The sequence below is a fragment of the Streptomyces sp. NPDC031466 genome, from assembly GCF_055581265.1.
This window is the reverse complement of the sequence record NZ_JBVIJT010000004.1, coordinates 138,126-161,674: the sequence shown is the minus strand read 5'-3', so window position 1 is coordinate 161,674 and position 23,549 is coordinate 138,126. Positions and strand designations below refer to the sequence as shown.

Below are 23,549 nucleotides of genomic sequence, written 5' to 3'. Positions count from 1 at the left end.
CGATCCCTGCGACACGGGTCGCCCGGCCCCGACCTCCCCGGCCGCCGGGCGGCCCGTCCGCTGCTCCAGGGCTCCACCCCGGACCCCGCCCCGCGGACGAAGCGGAGGCGTGCGGCATGTCCGGCGCCCGTTCCACGCATCCCGCACCTGTGATCCGCCAGCCGCAACTCCTGACCAGCCGCAACTCCTGAGGAGAAGCCCCTTGACCGGCTCCCCGCGCCGCACCCTCGCCACCGCGGCCCTCGCCCTGCTCGCCGCGCTCGCACCCTTGACGCCCTCGGCCGCCGCCTCACCCAGAGCGCCGGCCACCACCGCCGAAGCGCCCGACGAACTGGACCTGACCAAGGCCCGAGCCCAGTGGATCGACCGGAACACCCTCGCATGGGACCTTCAGGGCACCGCCGCGACCCACGAGCTGGTCTCCTCGCTCGACGGGCACCTCGCCGTGCGGGACGGCCGGCTCTCCGGCGAAGGCCGCCGCATCCGCCTGACCCCGACCCCCGGCGGCCTCACCGACGCGCAGCGGAAGAAGTACCCCCACCTGAAGGAGTACGAGGCCTTCACCGTCGACCCGCGCGACCGCGAGCGGATCCGCCGGGCCCTCACCGGACAGCTCGTCGCGGTCCGCGAGGACGCCGACGGAAAGCTGCTCACCGCCACCGGCGTCCAGACCCACGGCGTGCTCGACGACCTCTACGGCGCCACCGCGACCAAGGCGACGCTCGGTCCCCGCTTCCTCCACGGCCGCACCTCCCTCGCGGTCTGGGCCCCCACCGCCCAGTCCGCCGCCCTCGAACTGGACGGCAGGCGCGTGCCGATGCGGCGCGACGACGCGAGCGGCGTCTGGTCCGCGACCGGCCCCGGCGCCTGGGCGGGCAAGCCCTACCGGTACGTCGTCAAGGTGTGGGCGCCCAGCGTGCGCGAGGTCGTCACCAACAAGGTCACCGACCCCTACTCCACCGCCCTGACCGCCGACTCCGGGCGCAGCCTCGCCGTCGACCTCGGTGACCCGGAACTCGCCCCCAAGGGCTGGGACCGCCTCAGGAAACCCCGGGCCACACCCCTGCGCGACGCGCAGATCCAGGAACTGCACATCCGCGACTTCTCCGTCGAGGACCGCACGGCGCGCCACCCCGGCCAGTACCTCGCCTTCACCGACACCGCGTCCGACGGGATGAAGCACCTGCGGGAACTGGCCCGGGCCGGCACCTCGTACGTCCACCTCCTGCCCGCCTTCGACATGAGCACCGTTCCGGAGCGCGCGTCCGAACAGGAGCGGCCGCCCTGCGATCTGAAGGCGCCGGCTCCCGACTCCGAGGAACAGCAGGCGTGCGTGGCCCGGAGCGCCGCGAAGGACGCCTACAACTGGGGCTACGACCCGCTGCACTACACCGTGCCCGAGGGCAGCTACGCGAGCGACCCGGAAGGGCCCCGGCGCACGGTCGAGTTCCGGCGGATGGTCCAGGGCCTGAACGGCGCGGGGCTGCGGACCGTGATGGACGTCGTCTACAACCACACGGTGGCGAGCGGACAGGACGACAGGTCCGTCCTCGACAAGATCGTGCCGGGCTACTACCACCGGCTGCTCGCCGACGGCACCGTGGCCTCCTCGACCTGCTGCGCCAACACCGCGACCGAGAACGCCATGATGGGCAAGCTCGTCGTCGACTCCCTGGTCACCTGGGCCAAGGAGTACAAGGTCGACGGCTTCCGCTTCGACCTGATGGGCCATCAGCCCAAGGTCAACATCCTGGCCGTCAGAGCAGCCCTGGACGCACTCACGCCCGACCAGGACGGCGTGGACGGCAAGAAGATCATCCTCTACGGGGAGGGCTGGAACTTCGGCGAGGTCGCCGATGACGCCCGCTTCGTCCAGGCCACGCAGAAGAACATGGCCGGCACGGGCATCGCGACCTTCTCCGACCGCGCCCGCGACGCCGTACGCGGCGGCTCACCCTTCGACGGGGACCCCGGCATCCAGGGTTTCGCGAGCGGCCTCTACACCGACCCCAACGCCTCGCGGGCGAACGGCACCCCCGCCGAGCAGAAGGCCCGGCTCCTGCACTACCAGGACCTCCTCAAGGTGGGCCTCACCGGCAACCTCGCCGCGTACACCTTCACGGATTCCGCCGGCCGCGAGGTCAAGGGCGCACAGGTCGACTACAACGGCGCCCCCGCCGGATACGCGGCAGCCCCCGGTGACGCGGTCTCCTACGCCGACGCGCACGACAACGAGTCCCTGTACGACGCCCTCGCCTTCAAGCTGCCCCGGGACACGACACCGGCCGAGCGGGCCCGCATGCAGGTGCTCGCCATGGCGACCGCCACCCTCTCGCAGGGCCCCTCGCTCTCCCAGGCCGGCAGTGACCTGCTGCGCTCCAAGTCCCTCGACCGGAACTCCTTCGACAGCGGTGACTGGTTCAACGCCATCCACTGGAGCTGCCGGGACGGCAACGGCTTCCGCCGCGGGCTGCCGCCGGCCGCCGACAACAAGGACAAGTGGCCCTTCGCCCGACCCCTCCTCGGCTCCGCCGCCCTGACCCCGGGCTGCCGGCAGATCACCGGCACGTCGGCCGCGTACCGGGACCTGGTGAGGCTGCGCGCCGGCGAACCGGAATTCTCCCTCAAGACGGCGGGCCAGGTCCAGTCCCGCCTGTCCTTCCCGCTCTCCGGCACCGCCGCGGAGACGCCCGGCGTGGTCACCATGGTCCTCGGCGACCTCGTCGTCGTCTTCAACGCGACGCCAAACGCGCGGACGCAGCGAGTGGCGGACGTCAAGGGCACGCCCTACCACCTGCACCCCGTGCAGGCGAAGGGCGCCGACGCGGTGGTCAAGGCGGCCTCGTACCAGCGCGACACGGGAACCTTCGAGGTCCCCGGCCGCACCGTGGCGGTCTTCGAGCGCCGCTGAACCAGCCGCAACACCGTGGGGGCCTGTTGCGCGCCCCGTGTGTCGGACGGGGCGCGAAGTGGTGCGTGGGCCGATGGTGGGCAGGTGGATCACATGACTGACGTCGGCTTTTTCACCCGCCGGTACGGGCCCCCACCCCGCACGGACCGCCCCGCCGCGGTGCTCGTACACGGACTCGGACTCTCGGGGCGCTACTTCGTGCCGCTCGCGCGCAGGCTGGCCGCGAGCGGCACGCCCGTGCTGGTGCCCGACCTGCCGGGCAACGCGCGCTCACGGGCCGCCGTACGCCGCGCCCCCGAGATCGGCCGGCTCGCCGACGCCCTGGCCCGCCTGCTCCGGCAGCAGTCCACGGGCCCGAGCACGCTGGTCGCCAACTCGGTCGGCTGCCAGGTGGTCGCCGCCCTGGCCGCCCGTCACCCGCATCTGGTGAGCCACCTGGTGCTGATCGGCCCGGCGCTCGAACCCGGGGTCTCGGGCCCGCGCCAGTTCGGCCGGCTCGTCGCGGACGCGCCCAGGGAACCCCTGGGCCTGATCGCCCTGGCCGCGTTCGACTACCTGGTGACCGGCCCCCTGCGCTGCGCCGCCTCCTTTCGCCACGCGCTGCGGGACGCGGCCGAGTCCTTCGAGACCAACCTGGCCCAGGTCCGCGCGCCCACGCTCGTCGTGCGAGGGGCGGGTGACACCATCGCCTCCGGCGCCTGGACGCGGCGCGTGGCGGGCCTGGTCGCCGACGGACGCGCGCGGGACCTCGCGGGCGCGGCCCACGCGGCCCACTATGCCGCGCCGGACGCCATGGCCGCACTGATCGAGAAGTTCACGGCGGGAGAGCACGGATGAAGCCCTCGAAGACGACGCCCTCGAAGCCGGGGTCCTCGACGCCGAAGACCTCGAAGACGGCCGACCACGCGGCGTCCGGGCACGCGGGACGTCCCTCGCCCTGGCTGCGCCTGCTGCCGGGCATCTCCCCGAAGCGGCGGGGTTTCATCCTGGCGTGGTGGGGGTTCACCCTCACGTTCGGCGGGATGCGCCTGCTGACCTGGCTCATCCACATCGACGTGGCCGGGGTCGGCGACATGCAGGCGGGCGGGGTGCACCTGCACCACTACGTGTGGGGCATCGTGTTGCTCATGGTGGTGGGCGGGGCGGGCCTGGCCGAACGCTCGGCACGGGCACGCGCCTGGATGGGGCTGGCCTACGGCGTCGGCCTGGCGCTCGTCATCGACGAGGCGGCACTGCTGATCAGCCTGGAGGACGTGTACTGGGACACGGAGGGCGGAGTCAGCATCGCCCTGGCCATCGCCATGATCGCCGTGGTCGGCAGCGTTCTCGCGGTCACCCGCGGACGGCGCGCCTTCGCCGACGATCAGAACGACGACGAGGACTGAGCACGAAACGCGGGCACGGGCCGTACGAGGGACCGGCCCGCGCGACCGGCTCCGCTCAAGGTGATCGGCTACCGGGCGAGGCGGTACCGCAGGAGGCGGGACCTTGCGTCCGAGGGGGACACTCCGAGCGCCTGCCCGAGCGCCTCGTCCGAGGGAGCGTCATTCTCTGCGTACAGCGCGGCGACGCGGGCGACCTGCTTGTGCATGGTCTCCAGTAGGGCGACGGCCTTGAGGGCGGCGAGCGGAGCGTCCTCCGTACGAGCCTCTACCTCGCCGATGTGCCGGTCCCAGGCCGCGCGGGGCCCGGCCGAGGGAAACGCCGGAGTGAACCCGTCGATCTCTCGAACTCCGGACCGGCCTGTGGAGCGATTGACGGAGATTCCTCCTCCTGCCCTCGGACTGCCCTCGGACTGCCCTCGGGCGGAAGGAGGAACCTTCGTGGTCCACGTGGACCGGGGGAGTGGTCAGTCCTGATGGAGTTCGTTGCGGCCCGGACCGCCGGAGAGCTTGTCGGTCCCTGCGCCGCCCCACAGGATGTCGTCACCGCTGTTGCCCCACAGGGTGTCGTCCCCCGCCTCGCCGTACAGCTTGTCGTCGCCCTTGCCGCCGTAGAGGACGTCGGGACCGCCCTTGCCGCGCAGGACGTCGTTGCCGTCCTCGCCGTGCAGGGCGTTCGCCTCGCCGGTGCCGGTCAGGGAGTCGTTGCCGGGGCCGCCGAAGCAGTCCTGGCCGCAGTGGGTGAGGGTGTCGTTCCCGGCGTCGCCCCACGGCCCGAAGCCGAACGGGCCCCCGCCGCCGTCGAGGCGGTCGTCGCCGTCACCGCCGTGCGGGAGCGCGGACCGCGACGCCTTGATGACGTCGTTGCCCTTGCCGCCGTAGATCCCTGCCCAGGCCTGGCTGGTCGGCGCGAGGGTCGCGGTGTCGTTCTCGTCGCCGAGGTCGATGTCGTAGCTGTCGGAGTCGTCCGAGTTCTCCGGGATCTTGACCGCGCACCGCACGGCGGTCCGGTCGCCCTCCTCGGGGTACGCGCATTCGTCCCACTCCGCCGCGTCGGCGGAGATGGTGATGTCGTACCGGTCGTGGAAGGTGAGGACGTAGAAGGAGTCGTGCTCGCCGCGGTGGTCGATCTCCTCGTCGACCGTCACCTCGTTCTGCTGGCCGGGCGCGGCCTTGTACCAGAGCTCGCCGTCCGCGACGACGAGGGAGGCCGTGGCCGGGGCGGCCTGGGCGGTCGACGCCATTAAGCCGGTCGCACCGAGACTCAGGGCAAGGGTGGCGAGGGCTGCGGTGTTCCGGTGAATACGCATACGAAGATGCCCCTTCCGGGTGTGCGTGAGCAGTGATGTTCCTGGTCACCCGGTGAGACAAGAGGCCCGAGAAGGGCGTTGCCCGGCGGCACATGAACAGTGACGGACAGCCCGGTGACCGCTATATGACCACCACACCGCTGCTTCCGCCGGAACAGAGGGGACGCTCGGCCGGCCGGGGCGCCGACCACCCGGATCCCGGACGAATCCCGATGCCCTGACAACCTCACCGGTCCCATATGCCTCCTTAACGTCAACGGCCCTCGCTGACTGATGACCTGACCAGAGGGCCGGGGACAAGGAGGGGAACTGTGCGTACGCACAGATGGACGAGCGTGGCTGTCGCGACCGGCGTGGCCGGAGTGCTCGCGGCCACGGGAGCCACGGCCATGGCGGAGACCGGTGGCCCGGAGGCACCGCTGAACGTGCCTGATCTGCGCGCCGATGTGAACCGGGACGGCAGCGTCGATGTGGAGGGGACGAGCGACTCGGCGGGCGAGAACACCTGGACGGCGCGGCGCGGAGCGATCGTCCTGCCGAACATCGACGACGACGCGAAGCGCTGTCCGGTCAAGGACGCCCACGGCAGGCCCCTGCCGGACGCGAAGCTGGCCCGGTGCAACGACGGGTCCGACACCCAGGTCAACGGCGCGCGTGACGCGGACGATCTGGCCCGCCTGAGGACCGTGCCGCTGAGCGGGGCCCCGGCGGGCAGCCACGGCACCGTCAAGGCGATCGGCGCGCACGCCGAGAAGTCGCACCTGTTCATCAAGCGTGCCGGCCGCTGGTCCCCGCTGCGTCCCGCCGACCGGCTCTCCGCCGAAGAGCTGCGCACGGGGGTCGAACTGGGCGTCGAGGCCACGGACGTGGTCCGCGACAGGCAGAAGTGGAACGGAGAGGTGAAGGTCCGGTTCACGCTCACCGGCGGCCGCACGTCCCGCTCCGACGACGTCGTACTGCGCACCGCCCCTGTCCTGACCCACCATCAGCTGCAGCGCGCCGAGGAGGTCCTGGTCACCAAGGTGAAGGGCGCCGGTGCCTACGGCCGTGACCAGCGCAAGTTCGTGGCGGAACTCGCCAAGCAGGTCAAGGACGCCGGCATCGCCAAGCCGCTGACCACCTTCACGAAGTACGGCGACCCGTGGGCGCAGGACTTCGTCGAGCCGGCTTACGCGAGCATGCCGGGCCCGGACGGCGGGCAGCACACGATGCGGGTCATGATCCGGTCGGCGCAGCCCGACCGGGACGCGGGCCGTGAGCTGTTCGAGAAGCTGCGCGGCCCGGACGTGGGCGTGGTCCAGGTCGGCAAGCCGACGGTGCGCGAGGAGTGGACGCTCAACTCCATGGGCAACCTGGAGACCATTCCGCCGTACACGCTCAACGGCAAGAGCTACCCGGCGGGCCGCATCATCCAGGGCTACCGCGCCGACTCCGGCTCCAAGCCCGCCAAGTCGATGCGTACGTTCCTGTCCTCGCAGGGCGTGCAGGCACCACTGCTGCTCGACACGTCGTGGCTGGCGGTCGGGCACGTGGACGAGTTCATCCAGTTCCTGCCCGCCGACACCGAGCGCGGCTGGCGCATCGGTGTCGCCGACCCGGCCGCCGGGGTGGAACTGCTGCGCAAGGCGAAGCGGGACGGACACGGCGGCTCGAAGATGTTCTCCGTCCCGCGCGGCAGCGACATCCCCGCACCCAAGGAGACCATCGACCAGGTGCTCGCCAAGGCCTCGTTCCACGCCGACAACAAGCTGGCGGCGGCACGCATCAAGGCCAACCTGGACATCCTCAAGCGCGAGACCGGCGTCACCGACGCCGAGATGGTGCGGGTGCCCGGCCTGTATACGCGGGACTCCGACGAGGGTGCGGGCCTCAGCGGCAGCCGCAAGCTGCGCCGCATGGGCCCAGAGGCCCTGGAGAAGTTCAGCCAGCTGCGCGGCGCCGACCAGAGCCCCCGCGCCGGGGATGCCGCAGGCGGTGCCGGAGCCGGCGCCACCGCCGTCCGGCCGAACAGCGCTTACATACCGGGCGCGGTCAACGGCGTCCTGCTGAGCCCGACCCGCTATCTGGCACCCCGGCAGTGGGGGCCGGTCATCGGCGGCCGGGACATCTTCACCGAGGCGGTGAACTCCGTCTACGCCAAGGCGGGATTCACCACGGCCTACATCGACGACTGGTACACCTACCACCTCGGCATGGGGGAGGTGCACTGCGGCACCAACACGCTGCGGGACGCCCGCGCGCCGTGGTGGCCGACGGCGTAACGCCTTCGGGCGGGGCCGGTACGCCCACACGGGTGCCGGCCCCGCTCCCACGCGGGGCCCCTCTCTCCGCTAGCGTCCGACGACGTGAAGGACAGCGTGTACGTGGGCAACGCGGGCAAGGACGCGGCACTGGACCGGGGATGGCTCCTCGGGCACTTCAAGGACGCCGACGACCCCCGTCACAGCGAGGCCGTGGAGATCAAATGGGGTGTCCACCCCCGCGCCGACGAGCGCGCGCAGTGGGTGAAGGGCGAGGAACGCACGGCTCTGCTGGTGCTCATCAGCGGCCGCTTCCGCGTCGAACTGCCCGGCCGCAGCGTCCTCCTCCAAGAGCAGGGTGACTACGTCCTGTGGGGGAGCGGGCTCGATCACTCGTGGTTCGCGGAGGAGGAGTCGGTGGTGCTGACGGTTCGGTGGCCGTCCGTACCCGGCTACGCGGTGGCGGAGAGAGCCCCGGCGCACTTGCGGGGCTGACACGCGAAGGCGAGGGTCCCAGCAGCTGCGGGCCCGCTCGGGAACCGGGGCGTCCGGCGGGCCGATGTCCGACCGCCCGACGGGCGGTCACGCCCAGGGGTCGGTGATCTCGCGCAGTGACGCCAGCGACTCCCGCAATTGCTTCATGCGCCGCTTGCCGAGATGCGCCTCCCACTCCTGTTCCACCTCGGCGACGACCGCGTCGGCGACCCGCTTCGCCGCCCACGCCCTGTCCGCCCCGCACACCAGCCGGGCCCGCTTGTCGGTGGGGTCCGGCACCCGCCGCGCGTAACCGGCCTTCTCCAGCTGGTCGACCAGGAAACCGGCCGTCTGCTTCGTGATCTGGGCCTGGGCGGCCAGTTCCGTCAGCCGGGTGCCGTGCGGACCCACCCGCTGCATGACCCTCGCCTGAGCGGGCGTGAGGTCATCCAATCCGGCCGCTGCGAGCGCGGCGAAGACACGGTCCTCCAGAGCCCGGTACGGGATGAACAAGAGCACGCCCGTATTGAGCTCGCTCTCCTCCGCCATCCTCGACTCACCCCCGGTTGTGAACGGTCGTACCCTTGACTTAAGTAAGCTTCTCTGACTAATTTGGTCAGGGAAGCTTACCACTCAAGTGGGTGATCCCCGTGACCGCTTTCCTCGGGACCGACGAGCGCTGGCAGATCGTCGACCGCGAACGGACAGGTTTGGCGGAACTGCTCGAAGGCCTGAGCCCCGAGGAGTGGGAAAAGCCCACCCAGTGCGGGGATTGGCGCGTGCGGGACGTGGCCGCGCATCTGACCGTCGCGGCCCGCTCCACCTACCGCTGGGCGCTCCGCGAGTTCGTGCGCGTCCACGGCGACATCGACCGCATGATCCACGACTCCGCGATCCGCGAGGCCGAGCGACCCACCGCCGACATCGTGGCCGACCTCCGCGCGACCGTCGGCTCTCGCCGCCTCGCGCCCGGCACCACGCCTCGCGAGCCACTGCTGGACATCCTCGTCCACGGTCAGGACATCGCTCTCGCCCTCGGCCGCGACCGCCTAATGCCCCCACGCGCCGCCCGTGACGCCGCCGAACGGGTGTGGACCATGCGCTTCCCGCCCCGTCTATGGCCCCTGCCGAAGGCCCGGTTGATCGCCACCGACATCGACTGGACTCGCGGCCAGGGAGAGGAGATCCGCGGACCGATCTGCGCCCTGCTCCTCCTGCTCACCGGCAGGGCAGCAGCAGTCGAGAGCCGACTGGAACGCACCCCGCTGCGACCGGCCTCCTAGCCACCGCACAGGGCGGGTCCGGCACCGTCTCCACGGTCGCGGAACGGTGACTTCAGGGTTCGATTGACATCTCCCAGGCGCTGGTTACTCTCAATATTGCTAATAATATTGGTAACCAAGGGACTGAGGTAAAATGAGTGCCGACGCGACCACCGAGCCGTACCGCTGGAGATGGCTGATCCTGGTGGTGATGATCGTCGCGGAGGTCATGGATCTCCTGGACGCGTCGATCGTCAACGTCGCGGGCCCCGCTCTGGAGGAGTCCCTCGGCGCCGGTCCCGTCGCTCTGCAGTGGGTGATCGGCGGCTACGCCCTCACGCTGGGAGCCGGTCTCGTCCTGGGCGGCCGGCTCGGTGACCGCTACGGGCGGCGCCGGATGTTCCTGAGCGGCCTGGCGGCCTTCACGCTGAGCTCCCTGCTGTGCGCGCTGTCGCCGAACATCGAACTGCTGATCGTCTTCCGGCTGCTCCAGGGCGCCGCGGGCGCGATGCTGCTCCCGCAGGGCCTGGGCCTGCTGCGCGAGAACTTCTCCGGCCCCGAACTCACCAAGGTCTTCGCGATCTTCGGCCCGGTGCTCGGCCTGGGCGGCATCATCGGCCCGGTCCTCGGCGGATTCCTCGTCGAGGGCGACTTCTTCGGCCTCGGCTGGCGCTCGGTGTTCCTGGTCAACCTGCCCATCGGGCTCACCGCCCTCACCATCGCGGCGAAGTTCGTGCCCAAGAAGCAGGGCGACCGCACCGTGCGGGTCGACATGGCCGGCGCGGGCCTGGTCGTGGCGTCCTGCGCGCTGTTGGTGCTGCCGTTGAACCAGGGGCAGGAGGACGGCTGGCCACTGTGGACCTGGCTGTGCATGGCCGCCTCGGTCATCGGATTCGGCCTGTTCGCGCTGCGACAGCGCCGCACCGCAGTGGCGGGCCGGGAGCCGCTGGTGAGCCCGGCTCTGCTGCGCAAGCCCGCCTTCACCGTCGGACTCGGCGGTATCGCGCTGTTCTTCGGCGGGCTGATCGGCACGCAGCTCGTCCTCACGCTGTTCCTCCAGATCGGCCGGCACTTCAGCGCCGGGGACGCGGGCCTCGGCAACCTGCCGCTCGCGGTGGGTACGGCGATCGGCGGCGCGGTCAGCGGCGCGTTCCTCGCCGACAAGATCGGCCGCAAGGTCCTCCAGGTCGGACCGTTGGTCCAGCTCGCCGGCGCGGCGCTGCTCTGGTTCGAGCTCGACGGTCTGAACGCCGCTTCGTTCTCGATCCGGGACATCGCCCCGGGCGTGACGGTGGCCGGTATCGGAGCGGGCTTGGTGATCGCCGCCCTGTTCAGCTTCATCCTCGCCGCGGTCGACGACGCCGAAATCGGCTCCGCCTCCGGCGTGCTGTCCGCGGTGCAGGCCATCGGCGGCTCCATCGGCGTGGCCATCTTCGGCTCGGTGTTCTTCGCGCAGGCCGAGACGGGCGACTTCACCGCGGGCTTCCACCACGCGTTGATCGTCCAGGCGGGTCTGCTGACCGTGTTCTTGGCCATCACCTTCCTGCTGCCGAAGAGGGCCCGACCCGAGCAGGAGCAGCACGGCATCACTCCCTCCGCACCCGGCACCGCCGACAGCGGTGCCGCCGACCCCCTCACGCGGCGGGACGTCGCCGTGTGAACTCCGGACCTCTCGCCCCTGAGCGGCATGGGTGCCAGCCGCCTTCACCGGCGCGTTCGTGGTGGCCGCCTCGTGGAACTCGCCCACCCTGGCCAGCACGAGCAGGCGTTCACCCACTATGGGGAGCTCCTGCGCCCGTTCGCCGAGCGGGCCCGGACCCCACCGCCCGGCATGCCCCGCGTCCCGCTCGCGCGACACCGCCGCCCTGCCCTCCTCCTCCCTGTAGGTCTCCCGCATCATGGGTTGTCCACGCCTTCAGCGACCCAGGAAGCAGCTCCCACGCCATGACCACTGCCGACCAGCCCCTCGAACCCCGGCCCGCGGCCCCGGCGGAGGGCCCCATCCGTGACCGGCTGCGGAATCTGACCCGCCGCCAGCAGCGGTTCGAGCGGTACCTGGGCCGGCAGCTGCACGTGGATCCCGCCGGACTCGCGGTGATGGACCACCTCGTCACCGCCGGACCGGCGACGCCGAGCGAGCTGGCACGCGAACTCAGCACGTCCACGGCGGCGATGACGCTGGTGATCGACCGCCTGGTCGAGGGCGGGCATGTGAGCCGTCGGCCGCATCCCAGCGACCGGCGCAAGGTGCTCGTCACGCCCGCGGAGCACTGGGAACAGGCCGCCTTCGAGCACATCGAGCCCCTCGTGACGGGCATCGCAGAGATCACCGGGTCCATGACAGCGGAGGAGCAGGCCACGGTGGCGACGTTCCTCGAACGGGCAGTGGCCGCCTACGACCGGGCGACCAAGATGTAGGTGCGTTGCCCTGCCCTGCCCCGCCCGCGTATCGCTCGGGGTCTTGCTGTACCGAGATCCCGGGGCCGTGCCCAAAAGGGTGCACCAATACCCTCGATGGCACATGCACCCTTGTCAGAGGGCATACGGAAAATTCGCGCCCTTGATCAATTCCGGGGCGGCGTCGGTGGGGGTGCAGCAGCTTCCCTCCCGCCGCCGGCTGCAACCGTGACGCCGCTGACCATACGAGGCGTACCGACCGCTCAAGAAAGCTTTCGTGGCCACATGGTTGCGCCCCCCGACTCCCTCGTGCGCCGCGGAAGCTTCTACATCACCTACTAGGTGGGTTATTCCGTCATCCCCTTGTGTTTCCGTCCCCGACATCCTGCAATGAAATAGCCGAACCGCCCCCGTGGCGGTTTCGCAGTGCAGTGCTCAACGAAAAGGAAAAAGAGACACGCGAGCGAAAGGGCGGAAATAATGCAACAGGCGAACCAGCCCATCGAGATCGACGGCGAATCGCTGTTCGAAGAAATGGCGATTTCGGAGTCGGAGGAGGCGTTCGCGGGCCACAGCTGCCTGTCCTGGGCGGCCCCGAACTCCATGGACGTGCTGACCACCACGTCCGGGGGCTCCTGAGGCTCCGCGCCCCTGGCCGCACGCGACGGCGGCCAGGGGCACTTCGCGCGCGACGGCGACAGCGACGCTTCGAGCCCGCGACGCCGGTCAGCAACTCTTCGCGGCCGCGACGCCGGCTCATGCCACTTCGCGCCCGCCACGGCGACCAGTGATGGTTCGCACCCACCCCCGCCGCCAAGGACGCTTCGCGCACAGCGGCGCCTGACGTGGGCGCTCCGCCCGGCGCCGAGCCGAGCGTGTCTTCTCACCCCCCGGAAGGCGGTCCCATGGATGCCCATGCCCCCACCGAGCTGCGGCCCGACGTACGCCTGGTACCGCGCGGCGACCACCTCTACGTCTGCGCGAGCACCGGAACCCTGCGTGTTCCCGTCCGCGTGCCCGCTCCCGGGACGGGCAGCGACGCCCTGCGGGCGGACGCTGTTCCCGAGCAGGTGGTGCACGGCCTGCGCTCACGCGGGCTCGCACACGAACGCGGGCAGGTCGTGCATCCGCTGTACGGAGAGATGACGGCGCTCCGCACGGGCAGGCCCGTCGCCGTCACCCCACGAGGGCTGGGCGCCGAGGTGGGAGCGCTGCTGGCGCGCGCCGGCGTGTCGACGGTGCCCGACGACCAGGCGCCGCGGGTGGCCGTCGCGCTCCTGCCGCTCTCGCTTCCCGAGGAGCACCTGGTGCGGCGCGTCGCCTCCGCCCTGGAAGCCGGTACGCCGCTGGTCACCTACCTCGACACACCCACCCGGCTGTTCTACGCCACCCTCAACCCGCCCCACACACCCTGTCCGGTGTGCCTGGTACGCCGACTCCGCGCCAACCACATCTGGCAGCCCATCGCCGACCTCCCCCTGGACATCCTCTTCGGCGAACTCGGCGAACTCGGCGGAGGTGACGAACCGGACGCCGGCGCATGGCCGAGCACGGCGGTCTCCTCGGGGCTGCTCGCCCACGAAGTACTCACCCTGATGTGCCCCGGAACCCGGCACGAAGAGGCAGCGGAACACGGAAGGCCACCGGAAGACGAGCACACGCAAAGGCGCGCCACGCTGACCGAGATCGAGCACGGCTCCCTGGCGCGCACCGACCACGAGCTGTTCCATTTGCCGGGCTGCCCCGCCTGCGCCGCACACGCCGTGCCGCCCCCACGCAAGGGCGAGCCGACGGAGATCGACAACACAGTCAGTTGGGAACGCATGCGCGGCGCGGTGGACCCCCTCACCGGAATGGTGCTCCGCCTGCTCGTGGACGAGCGGGACGACGCCCTGGGAGAGGCGACATACGCCCGTACGGCCGGGATGACGAAGACGCACTGGTTCTCCCCGGTCACGGCCGAGGCGCGAGGCGGCGCGGTCAAGAACGACCCGGTGACGGCCCGCGTGTGCGCCGTGGGCGAGACCCTGGAACGGTATGCGGCAGGCGTCTACGACCCGCGCAGCCTGGTGCGCGCCCGCGCCGCCGCCTTGGGCGAGGAGGCGGTCGATCCCCGCACCCTGCCCCTGGGGTCGACGGCGGAGTACGCCCGGCACACCCGTCTGGCCCCGTGCGATCCGGACACCGAGATCGACTGGGTGCCGGGCCGCTCGCTGCTCACCGGCCGCACCCGGTACGTCCCCGCGTGCGCGGTCTATCTGCCCTACCGCTTCCCGCCCGGCCACCGGGCCTGGTACGACCCGATCTCCACCGGCCTCGCGGCGGGCGGCAGTTACCACCACGCCGTGCACGGCGGTCTGATGGAGGCCGTCGAGAGGGACGCCTCCGTGATCTTCTGGGAGAACCGGCTCGTCCTGCCCACCCTCGACCTGGACGGCCTGCCGGAGGGGCCGGCCCGGCGCATCGTCGAGCACATGCGCGCCCAGGGCGTGACGGTCACCGCCAAGGACCTGACCACCGACCTGGGCATCCCGGCGGTGGGCGTGCGCTTCCTCCGGCACACCGAACGCCGGCCCGTGGTCACCCACGCCGCCCGCGCCGATCTGGACCCGCACGCGGCCCTGCTCGGCGCCCTGGAAGAGGGCTGTCTGGGCTGGGCAGGCGCCCGGCTCTGGCAGGAGAATCTCGACGCGGGGGAGTCCGTCCCTGAACCGGGCGACGTGCTGACCACACTGAAGGAATTCTCCCTCTTCTACTGGGCGCCCCACCGGCTCGCACACCTGGCCTTCTGGGACGAGGGACCGCTGCGCCCCGTCGCGGCCCCGCGCCCCTCCGCGGGACTGCCCGCCGACGTCACGGAGGCCGTGCGGCGACTCGCGGCGCGCGGGCACGAGGCGATCGCCGTGGACATCACCCCGATCGACGTGGCCGAGTGCGGCGTGACGGTCGTCAGGACGGTCGTGCCCGGACTGTGCCCGATCACTCTGCGCAGCGACTTCCACCGCCGAGGCGGACCACGGGTGTTCGAGGCGCCGCTCGCCATGGGCGTACGCGAGACACCGCTGACGGAGGGACAGCTCAACCCACTCCCTCTGCCGTTTCTGTAAGGCGCGACCTCGGTGAGCCGTAAGCCGTAAGCCGTGACGGCCCCCTCGCCCGCAGCCGCGCCGCGTCCACCGTCTCCGAAGCGCCGCCTAAACCGCACACACTCACCACCACCGACAGACGACCCACGGAGAGGCGCCGAGGAAGCGTGAAGCCCCGTGCCGCAGAAGCCCCCACACCCCCGACACACCGCACAGGCGCGAGCGGCGTCGACGACGGAAGCGCGCCCCACCCCGTGCGCTACCGGCGCAACCCCGACCTGCTCCTCGAATGGCAGGACGAGGCGGGGCCCGTCCTCGTCGACTGCCGCCGGTGGCGCAGGTTCACGGCGCGCCCCCGACTCCTCGCACTCCTCGACCAGCTGGACCGCCCGCTCACGGCCGAGGAGGCCCACGCACGATGGCGCGGGCCCGCCCCGAACGGCGACGGGAGCGGCGCGGCCGATCTCGCGGCCACCCAGCGGGCCCTGGACCAGCTGGCCGCCGCCGGAATCATCCGCTCCTCGGCCCACCCGGCCCCGACGGCCCAGGGGTTGACGCCCTACGAACTCGCCGCCCACGCCCGCGCCGGACAGGGGCCCGCCGCGCACACACAGCAAGGCTCCCCGCCCCCTGCCCGGCTGCGCCACCCCGAGGCGGCGGAGACCATGCGGCTCGCCGACCACGACGAGCTGCCCAGCCGACCGCTGCGCGAGGTACTGACCGAACGGCGCAGCGTCCGCGCCTTCGCACCCTCACCGCTGCCTCTCGGTCACCTCGGGGTGTTCCTCGCCCGCTCCGCCCGCGTCCGAGCCCCCCTTGGCCCCCTCTGGTTCCAGCAGACACAGCGCCCGTCCCCGTCCGGCGGCGGACGGCACAGCCTGGAGGCGTACGTGATCGCCCGGAAGGTGTCCGGACTGACACCCGGCGCCTACCACTACGACCCGTTCGACCACACCCTGCACCGGCTTGCCCCTTGGGACGACGAACTGGCAGCCGTCCTGAACACCACGGTCACCACACCGGCCTACATGGAGCAACCGCCGCCCGCGAGCCTCCTGCTCGCCTCGCATGCCGCCCGCACCGGATGGAAGTACGAGGGTCTGGCGCTGAGCCTCATCTACCGGGACACCGGGTGCCTGTTGCAGACGCTGTGCCTGACGGCGACCGACCTCGGCCTGGGCGCCTGCCCCACCGGCACCATGCGCCCCACGAGCCAGATCGCCTTCCTCAAGGGCCGGCACGAGGAGTTGCTCCACGTCGGCAACCTGGCCCTGGGACTCCCCGGTCCCGCAAGCGACGGCGAGACACCGGCGCCGAGCCGAGAGACAACCGAAAGCGACCAGGGAATCAGGGCACATGGTTCGGTGAATGGGGGGTAGAGGGCGGAAGTGAAGTCGGGGAGAACCGTGACACCTGGGGAGGTCGAACGGTTCTCCTCGAATTTTCTCGGACCAGGCTCGGTGTACCTGCGCGGGCCCCACCCGACGCGCCCCCGCATGGAATCGGCCGTAGCGTTTCAGTCATGTGCTGGAGTGCGACGGCCGACCTGGTGGCGGGCACGGGTATCGCCGCCGTAGGGGTAGCCGGTGTGACCCTCGCGGTCAGGCACCCCCGTGACCTGCCGCTGGCCGCGCTTCCGCTCCTTCTCGGCGCGCATCAGATCATCGAGGCCGCGCTCTGGCGCAACGGCGGCGGGACGGGCCCCGCCACGCTCGCCTGGGCGGTGATCGCGCTCCCGCTGCTCGCGCTATGGGTTCCGGCGGCGGTCCTGTGCTCGGCGCCACCTGACGCCCGACGCCGCCTGCTGATCCCCCTGGCCGCGGGAACTGCGACGGCGGCCGTACTGGCGTACACACTGGCCACTCGTACGGTGACGGCCGAGATCCGTGGCCACACGGTCGGCTACTCCCTCGGCCTGCCGAGACCGGGACTCGTCGTCGCCGGCTATCTGCTCGCCACCATCGGCTCCCTGCTCCTGTCGGGCGACCGGGGCCTCGTGCTGTTCGGCGTACTGGTCGCCGTCGGGGCCGGTGGGTGCGTGGTGCTGTGGCGACAGGAGTGCATCTCCACGTGGTGTGCTTTCGCCGCCGTGTGCTCGGTGATCCTGCTGCTCTGGGTCAACAGGCGTCGTCCACCGGCCACCCGCCCGCCAGGTCGAGGCAGCCGAGCAGCTTGACCTCGTCCCACCCTCCCGGCCGAGGTTCGACCTCGCTGGTCCGCTCCGCGTGCGCCGAGGAGGTGTCCGGGTCCGAGCCATGGGGGAGTGGTGAGCCGGTCAGGGGTGACCGGCGTTCAGGGCGCGGTGCGCCCCCGCGCTGCCGTTGCGCGGAGTGAGCAAGAACGCCAATGAGCCCCTGGCGCCGCCTTTCTGCGGCACCAGGGGCTCAGTCGTGACCAGTTCAGAGAACTCCGCGCGTGGCGCGGGTCAGCGGACCCTGGGCACGCCTCACGTTGGCGCCTCCCAGTGCGTAGGCGCCGGCCAGCATGGCGACGGCACTACTGCCGACGCCCACCGCGATCGCCTTGCGGTTCTTGAGGACCGTCCACGTCGTCGTCGCCGCTTGCAGCGTCTTTCCCGGTACGTTGGACAGGAGTTCGCCTCCCGCCTTCGCCTTCTCACCGAGCGTGGCGCCGAAAGACGCCGCGCCCTCGCCGGCCTCGGCGACCGAAGACTTGACGCCTCTGGCCGCGGAGCCGGTCTTGGTGGCCGCTCCAGAGGTGGCCTTGGACGCGGAACGGGCCGCGCCTCCTGCCGCCTTGGCCGTCGTGGCCTTGGCATCCTCCGCCTTGGACCGGTCGGCCTTGCCGCCCGCCGAAGCGTTACTCACAGGGCTGGTTCCGTTCTTCGCCGATTCACTCATGCCCTCCGTCTGACCCCGTCTCATTGTTCGAAACAAACACGTACTCGCTTGACGCTCACCGGGCCTCGGCAACTCCTCCGCACCGCGAGGTCGGCCAGGCCTCACACGGTCGGCCGCCCGGCCCCGGGGAGGGCGGCCGACCGAAGAGCCGCGTGCATCTGGCCCCCTTTCGCACATGTCGCGGCCAGTGTCCTGCGCTGTCTGCTTAAGATCGGATCGTGGCTGACATCACCGATGCTCTGATCAAGCTGGAACGTTCCGCAGAGGAAGAACGCGCTCGACTCGCAGGCCTCGACGGCGACGAGTACGCAGCGCAGTGGCGCCGCTGGGGCGAAGCGGCAGAGAAGTTCCAGACGGCCGTCACGGCGCACGCCGAGGCAACGGGGCAGGCACGCCACGAAGTAGAGATCGCGACGAAGAAGGCCGCACGACACGCCGACGAGGACCCGATGGAGTAACGGACTGCACCCCCCGCCGGCCGCACTCTGACCTGTCCCGGAGCTGTACAGCGCCGTCGACCCGCGACGGACCCCTCGCCTCCCCCGCGTCAACGGCAGGGACTCCGGCGAACATGCTGAGGTGCCGTCCGACGTCCGCCCGGCCCCAGAGCGTGACCCAGCTCGCCTCATCTCGTTACCGTACACGCTGTGCCGTAAGTTGACGGACGCGGGAAACGGAAGCCCCTGGGAGACGCGGAGGAGACAGGGGTTCAGGAGGCGGAATCAAGGGCCCCCGGCGCATCGGACGGTGCGAGCCCCGTGGCCCAGACGCGCCCGTACACCGAGAGATCGCGCAGATGCGCGGTGATCTCGGCGGCGCTGTACCCGGTGTCGTTCTCGACCCACCAGGTCAACAGGCCGATGAGTTCACCGGTCCAGGCCCGGGCGACGATGTCGAGGGGGATCCGCGGTGTCACCGCGAGCTGCTCGGTCCGTGCGCGGAAGGCCGCTTCGGCGTGCGTACGGATGAGGTCCGTGAACTCTCGTAGCGCCCGGCCGTCGCCCTCGCCTCGAAGGACGACCTGGTAGACGGGCTTCTCCTGCTCGGCGTGTTCGAAGATGTACTTCACCGGCAGTCCGGTGAACCCCTCCGCGTGCGCCTGCTGAACCGCCGGCAGCAGGCGGTCCCGGTCCTCGGCGAGGTCACGGACGATACCGACCAGGAGGTCCTCCTTGTCGCGGTAGTGCGCGTAGAAGGTGGCCCGGCCGACGTCGGCGCGCTCGGTGATCTCCTCGACCGTGATCGCGTGGAACCCCCTCTCCAGAACCAGTTCGACCAGGGCCTGGCGCAGTGCGGCTCGTGTCCTACGGACGCGGCGGTCTCCTGCGGGCTTCATGTCCACTTCGTTTCCTTCTCGTCCCGACTGTTGACCTGACACTAACGCTGCCCTTACGTTGCCGCACACCAAGCTTGGTACCGGACACGATGTTCGGAAACTCTGGAGGTGCCATGAACTTCGGGCGGTATGTGCGCCGGACCGCCGGTCACCAACCCGATGCCGAGGCGGTGGTCTGCGGCACCGTACGGCTGACGTACGCGGAACTCGACGACCACAGCGACCGGCTCGCGACGGCTCTGCGCGCCCTCGGCCTGAACCGGGGGGACCGCGTGGCGACCCTCGCCGGCAACCGCGCGGAACTGGTCGTCACGGAAGTCGCCCTCTACAAGGCCGGCTTGGCCCGGGCGCCGATCAACGCCAGGCTCGGTACCGCCGAGGTGGCCCACCTGCTCGCGGAGTCCGACACACGGGTGCTGCTGACGGACGCCGCCCACCTGGACACCGCCCGCGCCGTCGTGCCCGGAACGGGGGTCAGGACGGTCCTCGGCTACGACGGTCCGAGCGATCTCGGCCCCGGCTATGCCGAGACCCTCGCGGGCACCGTGCCCGAGCCCGTCGAGACGGAGTGCGACGAGAACGACATCGCCGTACTGCACTTCACCTCGGGTTCCACCGGCAAGCTCAAGGCGGCGGTCCAGACCTACGGCAACCGGCTTGCCCTGATGCGCAAGTGCGTGATGAGCGCCGATACCCGGGTGGGCCCCGGTGACCGGCAGATCCTGGCCGGGCCGGTCACCCACGCCTCCGGCATGCCGCTGATGGGCATCTTCTTCGCCGGCGGCTGTGCGATCGTGCTGCCCCGCTGGGACGCCGAGGAGTTCCTCGCCACCCTTCAGTACGAGCGCGCCACCCACGCCTTCGTCGTGCCTACCATGATCAACACCGTCCTCGCGCTGCCCAACGCCCGCGCCTACGACCTCTCCGCGCTGCGCCGGCTGATCTACGGCGCCGCGCCGATGTCACCGGCCCGGATCAGGGCGGCCTGGGACCTCTTCGGACCCGTCCTCTCCCAGGGGTACGGGTGCGGTGAGACGACCTCCGGCGTGCTGTTCCTCTCCGCGGAGGACCACCGGCGGGGGATCGAGGGCGAGGACGAGGAACTGCTGCTGTCCTGCGGCCGCCCGCTCACCGAGGCCGAGGTCGCCATCGTCGACGACAACGGACAGCCCGTCCCCGACGGAGACGTCGGGGAGATCGCCGTCCGCGGCCCCGACGTCGTCCCCGGCTACCACAACGAGCCGGACCTCACGGCGCGGACCTTCCGGGACGGCTGGTTCCTCACCGGCGACCTCGCCCGCCGACGCTCCGACGGCTACGTGTTCATCGTCGACCGCAAGAAGGACATGATCGTCTCCGGCGGCTTCAACATCTACGCCACCGAGGTCGAGTCCGTCCTGCACCAACACCCCGACGTCTACGAGGCCGCCGTCGTCGGCGTCCCGGACGAGCAGTGGGGCGAAGCCGTCAAGGCGGTCGTCGTGACACGCGACGGCGCCACCCTCACCGAGGCCGGCCTCATCGATTTCTGCGCCGAACACCTGGCCCGCATGAAGAAGCCCCGCTCGGTCGACTTCGTCACCGCCCTGCCCCACAACCCCAACGGCAAGATCGACCGCCGCGCCATCCGCGACCGCCACTGGGCGGGCGCCGAGCGCCGCGTCAACTGAACAGGACCCGGCATGCCCTTCACCCTGGAACCCTCCTACGACGACAATCCGCGCCTCCAGGACTTGGTCGTCCGGCTGCGCGCCTACCTGACCGACGAACTCATCCCCTACGAGTGTGAACACGGCATAACCGCCGAAACCAAGCTCGACCGCACCACGCTGGAACACGTCTGGAAGCGCAGCGCCGAACTCGGCTTCTACGGCATCAGTCTGCCTCCCGAACTCGGTGGTCAGGGCCTGAGCTTCTACGAACTGTGCGCCCTCAAAGAGGAACTGACCGCCTCCGGCGCCGCGCTCTCCCACTCCGTGCTCGGCGACATGGGTGGCCCGCTGCGCGTCGGCGCGATCGTCAAGTACGCCACCGAGGAACAGCGGGAGCGCTACTTGATGCCCGTCGTCCGGGGCGAGCGGGCGTGCTGCTTCTCCATCACGGAGGAGGACGCGGGCTCCGACGTACGCCGCATGACGACCACCGCCACCCCGGACGGGGACACCTACGTCCTCAACGGCAAGAAGGTCTTCAGCTCCGCGGCTCCCTTCGCCGACTTCGCCATCGTCGTCGCCCGCATGGCCGGCACCGAAGAGGCGTACAGCGCGTTCCTCGTCGACCTGGACACTCCCGGTTGCCGCGTCCTCGACGGCGAAGTCCCCATGTCGGGCCAGCAGATGGAAGGCGACCTCCTCTTCGAGGACTGCCGGATCCCCGCCGCGAACCTCCTCGGCGAGATCGGACAGGGCCTGCGCATCGGCATCGGCCGCATCACCCTCAACCGCCTGCTGCACTGCCCCTCCCTCATCGGCGCCGCCCGCCGCGCCTGGAACCTTTCGATCGAGTACGCCATGAACCGCGTCGTCTTCGGCCAGCCGCTCCTCGCCCATCAGGCCATCCACCACAAGATCGCCGAGATGGCCACCGAGATCTACGCCGCCCGCGCGATGGTGATGACCACCGCAGCGAAGGCCGACCGGGGAGACAACGTCTCCGTCGAGGCCAACATGTGCAAGCTCTTCACCTCGGAGGCGTCCTTCCGCGTCGCCGACCAGGCGGTCCAGATCCACGGCAAGGCCGGGCTGACCCGCGGCCACGAGGTCGAGCAGATCTTCCGCAGCCTGCGGATGTTCCGGATCGTCACCGGGACCACCGAGATCCACAAGAACGCCATCGCCAAGGGCCTGCTCTGACCGACCCCTTGGTGCCCAGGGCGGTACCGCGGGCTCCCGTTTCCACGAGCGGGCCCGCGGCCTCGGGGGACAACCGCCCACCCGTACGACCCCCTGCTCCACCCGCACCCGCAGGAGTCGCCCCATGGCACCCCATACCGCCACCGCGCAACCCCAGGACATCAGTGCCCCGGCGCCCGACCGCCGCAGAGCCTGGCTGATCATGGCGATGATCGTGGCCTTCATGGTCGTGAACTTCGCCGACAAGTCGGTCCTCGGCCTCGCCGCCGTCCCGATCATGGAGGAACTCGGCCTCAGCAACAGCACCTACGGCCTGATCTCCAGCTCCTTCTTCTTCCTGTTCAGCGTCTCCGGCCTCCTCGTCGGTCTGCTGTCCACCCGCATCTCCAGCCGAGTTCTGCTGTTCGTCATGACCGTGGTGTGGGCCGTGGCCCAACTCCCGGTTCTCGTCGTGGCCTCCGTCCCGACCCTGATGGCCGGCCGCATCCTGCTCGGTGCCGCCGAAGGGCCGGCGGCACCGATGTCGATGCACGCCCTGTACAAATGGTTTCCGCCCGAGCGCCGCGCCCTGCCCTCCGCCCTCCAGATCGGCGGCGCGGCCCTGGGCACACTGATCGCGGCACCCCTGGTCACCTGGCTGATCGACGGCTTCGGCTGGCGTTCGGCCTACGCCGTCCTCGCCGTCGTCAGCGCCTGCTGGGCGCTGCTGTGGTGGCGTGTCGGCCACGACGGCCCGTACGACCACAAGCACGCGGCCACCGGATCCAGCGGGATGCGGCTGCCGTTCCGCAAGGTCCTGCTGACCGGCACCGTACTCGGCAGCATCACCAGCGCCCTCGGAGCGCAGTGGGCGCTGTCCCTCAGCCATGCGTGGCTGCCCGCCTACTTCCGGACGCAGATGGACATGTCGGCGGCCGCCGCCGCGACCGCCATCAGTGTGGTGTCCGGCTTCGGCCTCGTGCTGCTGCTGGCGGTCTCCCCGTTCGTGGACGCGCTGAAGTCCCGCGGCGTGAGTAGCCGTTGGTCGAGCGGGGCGACACAGAGCATCGCCGTGTGCGTGGCCGGGTGTGCGATGGCGGTGTTCCCGTTCGTCGACGCCTCCGCTCCGCGGCTCGCACTGATCGCGCTGGCCTTCGGTGGCACCTCGATCGCCGTGCCCCTCCACTACATGACGACCGCCGAGGTCGTCCCTCCTGGCCAGCGCGGCGCCGTCTTCGGCGTCGTCGCCGGTATCGGTACCCTGCCGGGCCTCGCGGCGCCGTTCCTGACCGGCCACCTCATCGACACGGCCGACTCCGCGGCTGCCGGCTACACCATGGCCTTTCTCGTCGCCGGCGCGGTCATGCTCACGGCAGGCGCCTTCGCTCTGACGGCCATCCGCCCGGAGCGGGACGCACGACACCTGGGGCTCGACGCCGGGACTCGGCCCTGATGCGTG

21 protein-coding genes are annotated in these 23,549 nt (G+C 70.9%); 16 read left to right on the top strand and 5 right to left on the bottom strand.

The genetic code is table 11. The features are described from left to right. The first annotated feature begins 202 nt into the window (after window positions 1-202). The 3 genes from pulA (at window position 203) to ACZ5GP_RS09545 (ending at window position 4,296) form a co-directional block, all read left to right on the top strand. Window positions 203-2,911, top strand: coding sequence for a pullulanase-type alpha-1,6-glucosidase (pulA, locus tag ACZ5GP_RS09555; protein ID WP_468750286.1), 2,709 nt, complete (start codon window positions 203-205; stop codon window positions 2,909-2,911). Window positions 2,912-3,004: 93 nt separating this feature from the next. Next, the gene (locus tag ACZ5GP_RS09550; protein WP_468750285.1) at window positions 3,005-3,748 is read left to right on the top strand and encodes an alpha/beta fold hydrolase; all 744 of its coding nucleotides are present in this window, start codon (window positions 3,005-3,007) and stop codon (window positions 3,746-3,748) included. Beyond that, window positions 3,745-4,296: a hypothetical protein gene (locus ACZ5GP_RS09545; RefSeq protein ID WP_468750284.1), complete on the top strand. Its 552-nt coding sequence runs from the start codon at window positions 3,745-3,747 to the stop codon at window positions 4,294-4,296. The genes ACZ5GP_RS09550 and ACZ5GP_RS09545 overlap by 4 nt, the downstream gene beginning before the upstream one ends. Window positions 4,297-4,364: 68 nt before the next feature. On the opposite strand, the gene ACZ5GP_RS09540 is transcribed toward ACZ5GP_RS09545, so the two are convergent. Both ACZ5GP_RS09540 and ACZ5GP_RS09535 read right to left on the bottom strand, forming a co-directional pair. Beyond that, a complete protein-coding gene (locus ACZ5GP_RS09540; protein WP_468750283.1) occupies window positions 4,365-4,502 on the bottom strand; it encodes a hypothetical protein in 138 nt (45 codons plus the stop codon). A 258-nt stretch (window positions 4,503-4,760) separates the two neighbouring features. Continuing rightward, window positions 4,761-5,603: a calcium-binding protein gene (locus ACZ5GP_RS09535; protein WP_468750282.1), complete on the bottom strand. Its 843-nt coding sequence runs from the start codon at window positions 5,601-5,603 to the stop codon at window positions 4,761-4,763. A gap of 389 nt (window positions 5,604-5,992) precedes the next feature. Here ACZ5GP_RS09535 and ACZ5GP_RS09530 point away from each other — a divergent pair, with 389 nt between their 5' ends. Together ACZ5GP_RS09530 and ACZ5GP_RS09525 are read left to right on the top strand one after the other, a co-directional pair. Next, the gene (locus ACZ5GP_RS09530) at window positions 5,993-7,864 is read left to right on the top strand and encodes a protein-arginine deiminase domain-containing protein (RefSeq protein ID WP_468750715.1); all 1,872 of its coding nucleotides are present in this window, start codon (window positions 5,993-5,995) and stop codon (window positions 7,862-7,864) included. Between the two features lie 84 nt (window positions 7,865-7,948). Next, window positions 7,949-8,338 carry a cupin domain-containing protein gene (locus ACZ5GP_RS09525; protein WP_468750281.1) on the top strand — a complete coding sequence of 130 codons (390 nt, stop codon included), beginning with the start codon at window positions 7,949-7,951 and terminating at the stop codon, window positions 8,336-8,338. A gap of 87 nt (window positions 8,339-8,425) precedes the next feature. On the opposite strand, the gene ACZ5GP_RS09520 is transcribed toward ACZ5GP_RS09525, so the two are convergent. Then, window positions 8,426-8,866 carry a MarR family winged helix-turn-helix transcriptional regulator gene (locus tag ACZ5GP_RS09520; protein ID WP_468750280.1) on the bottom strand — a complete coding sequence of 147 codons (441 nt, stop codon included), beginning with the start codon at window positions 8,864-8,866 and terminating at the stop codon, window positions 8,426-8,428. Between the two features lie 92 nt (window positions 8,867-8,958). Here ACZ5GP_RS09520 and ACZ5GP_RS09515 point away from each other — a divergent pair, with 92 nt between their 5' ends. The 7 genes from ACZ5GP_RS09515 (at window position 8,959) to ACZ5GP_RS09485 (ending at window position 17,238) form a co-directional block, all read left to right on the top strand. Then, window positions 8,959-9,600, top strand: a complete 642-nt coding sequence (locus ACZ5GP_RS09515) for a maleylpyruvate isomerase family mycothiol-dependent enzyme (protein WP_468750279.1) — start codon at window positions 8,959-8,961, stop codon at window positions 9,598-9,600. Between the two features lie 133 nt (window positions 9,601-9,733). Continuing rightward, window positions 9,734-11,239, top strand: coding sequence for an MFS transporter (locus tag ACZ5GP_RS09510; protein ID WP_468750278.1), 1,506 nt, complete (start codon window positions 9,734-9,736; stop codon window positions 11,237-11,239). A 284-nt stretch (window positions 11,240-11,523) separates the two neighbouring features. Further along, window positions 11,524-11,997: a MarR family winged helix-turn-helix transcriptional regulator gene (locus tag ACZ5GP_RS09505; RefSeq protein ID WP_468750277.1), complete on the top strand. Its 474-nt coding sequence runs from the start codon at window positions 11,524-11,526 to the stop codon at window positions 11,995-11,997. A gap of 459 nt (window positions 11,998-12,456) precedes the next feature. After that, window positions 12,457-12,615 (top strand): azolemycin family RiPP peptide, encoded by a 159-nt coding sequence (locus ACZ5GP_RS09500; protein WP_468750276.1) that lies wholly within the window; start codon window positions 12,457-12,459, stop codon window positions 12,613-12,615. A gap of 266 nt (window positions 12,616-12,881) precedes the next feature. Beyond that, on the top strand, window positions 12,882-15,083 hold the full coding sequence (locus tag ACZ5GP_RS09495) for a YcaO-like family protein (RefSeq protein WP_468750275.1): 2,202 nt from the start codon (window positions 12,882-12,884) through the stop codon (window positions 15,081-15,083). Between the two features lie 146 nt (window positions 15,084-15,229). Further along, window positions 15,230-16,441 carry a SagB family peptide dehydrogenase gene (locus ACZ5GP_RS09490; protein ID WP_468750274.1) on the top strand — a complete coding sequence of 404 codons (1,212 nt, stop codon included), beginning with the start codon at window positions 15,230-15,232 and terminating at the stop codon, window positions 16,439-16,441. Window positions 16,442-16,584: 143 nt separating this feature from the next. Next, window positions 16,585-17,238, top strand: a complete 654-nt coding sequence (locus tag ACZ5GP_RS09485) for a DUF6629 family protein (RefSeq protein WP_468750273.1) — start codon at window positions 16,585-16,587, stop codon at window positions 17,236-17,238. Window positions 17,239-17,461: 223 nt separating this feature from the next. Here the strand turns inward: ACZ5GP_RS09485 and ACZ5GP_RS09480 are convergent, their stop codons facing one another. Continuing rightward, window positions 17,462-17,890 (bottom strand): hypothetical protein, encoded by a 429-nt coding sequence (locus ACZ5GP_RS09480; protein ID WP_468750272.1) that lies wholly within the window; start codon window positions 17,888-17,890, stop codon window positions 17,462-17,464. A gap of 251 nt (window positions 17,891-18,141) precedes the next feature. Between ACZ5GP_RS09480 and ACZ5GP_RS09475 the strand changes: the two genes are divergently transcribed. After that, a complete protein-coding gene (locus tag ACZ5GP_RS09475; RefSeq protein WP_468750271.1) occupies window positions 18,142-18,381 on the top strand; it encodes a hypothetical protein in 240 nt (79 codons plus the stop codon). A gap of 251 nt (window positions 18,382-18,632) precedes the next feature. Here the strand turns inward: ACZ5GP_RS09475 and ACZ5GP_RS09470 are convergent, their stop codons facing one another. Continuing rightward, window positions 18,633-19,259, bottom strand: a complete 627-nt coding sequence (locus ACZ5GP_RS09470; protein WP_468750270.1) for a TetR/AcrR family transcriptional regulator — start codon at window positions 19,257-19,259, stop codon at window positions 18,633-18,635. A 113-nt stretch (window positions 19,260-19,372) separates the two neighbouring features. Here ACZ5GP_RS09470 and ACZ5GP_RS09465 point away from each other — a divergent pair, with 113 nt between their 5' ends. The 3 genes from ACZ5GP_RS09465 to ACZ5GP_RS09455 all read left to right on the top strand — a co-directional run bounded on the left by ACZ5GP_RS09465 (window position 19,373) and on the right by ACZ5GP_RS09455 (window position 23,543). Further along, window positions 19,373-20,929: an acyl-CoA synthetase gene (locus tag ACZ5GP_RS09465; protein WP_468750269.1), complete on the top strand. Its 1,557-nt coding sequence runs from the start codon at window positions 19,373-19,375 to the stop codon at window positions 20,927-20,929. 12 nt (window positions 20,930-20,941) lie between these two features. Next, on the top strand, window positions 20,942-22,111 hold the full coding sequence (locus tag ACZ5GP_RS09460; protein WP_468750268.1) for an acyl-CoA dehydrogenase family protein: 1,170 nt from the start codon (window positions 20,942-20,944) through the stop codon (window positions 22,109-22,111). Window positions 22,112-22,235: 124 nt separating this feature from the next. Beyond that, window positions 22,236-23,543 (top strand): MFS transporter, encoded by a 1,308-nt coding sequence (locus tag ACZ5GP_RS09455; RefSeq protein ID WP_468750267.1) that lies wholly within the window; start codon window positions 22,236-22,238, stop codon window positions 23,541-23,543. The last annotated feature ends 6 nt before the right edge of the window (window positions 23,544-23,549 follow it).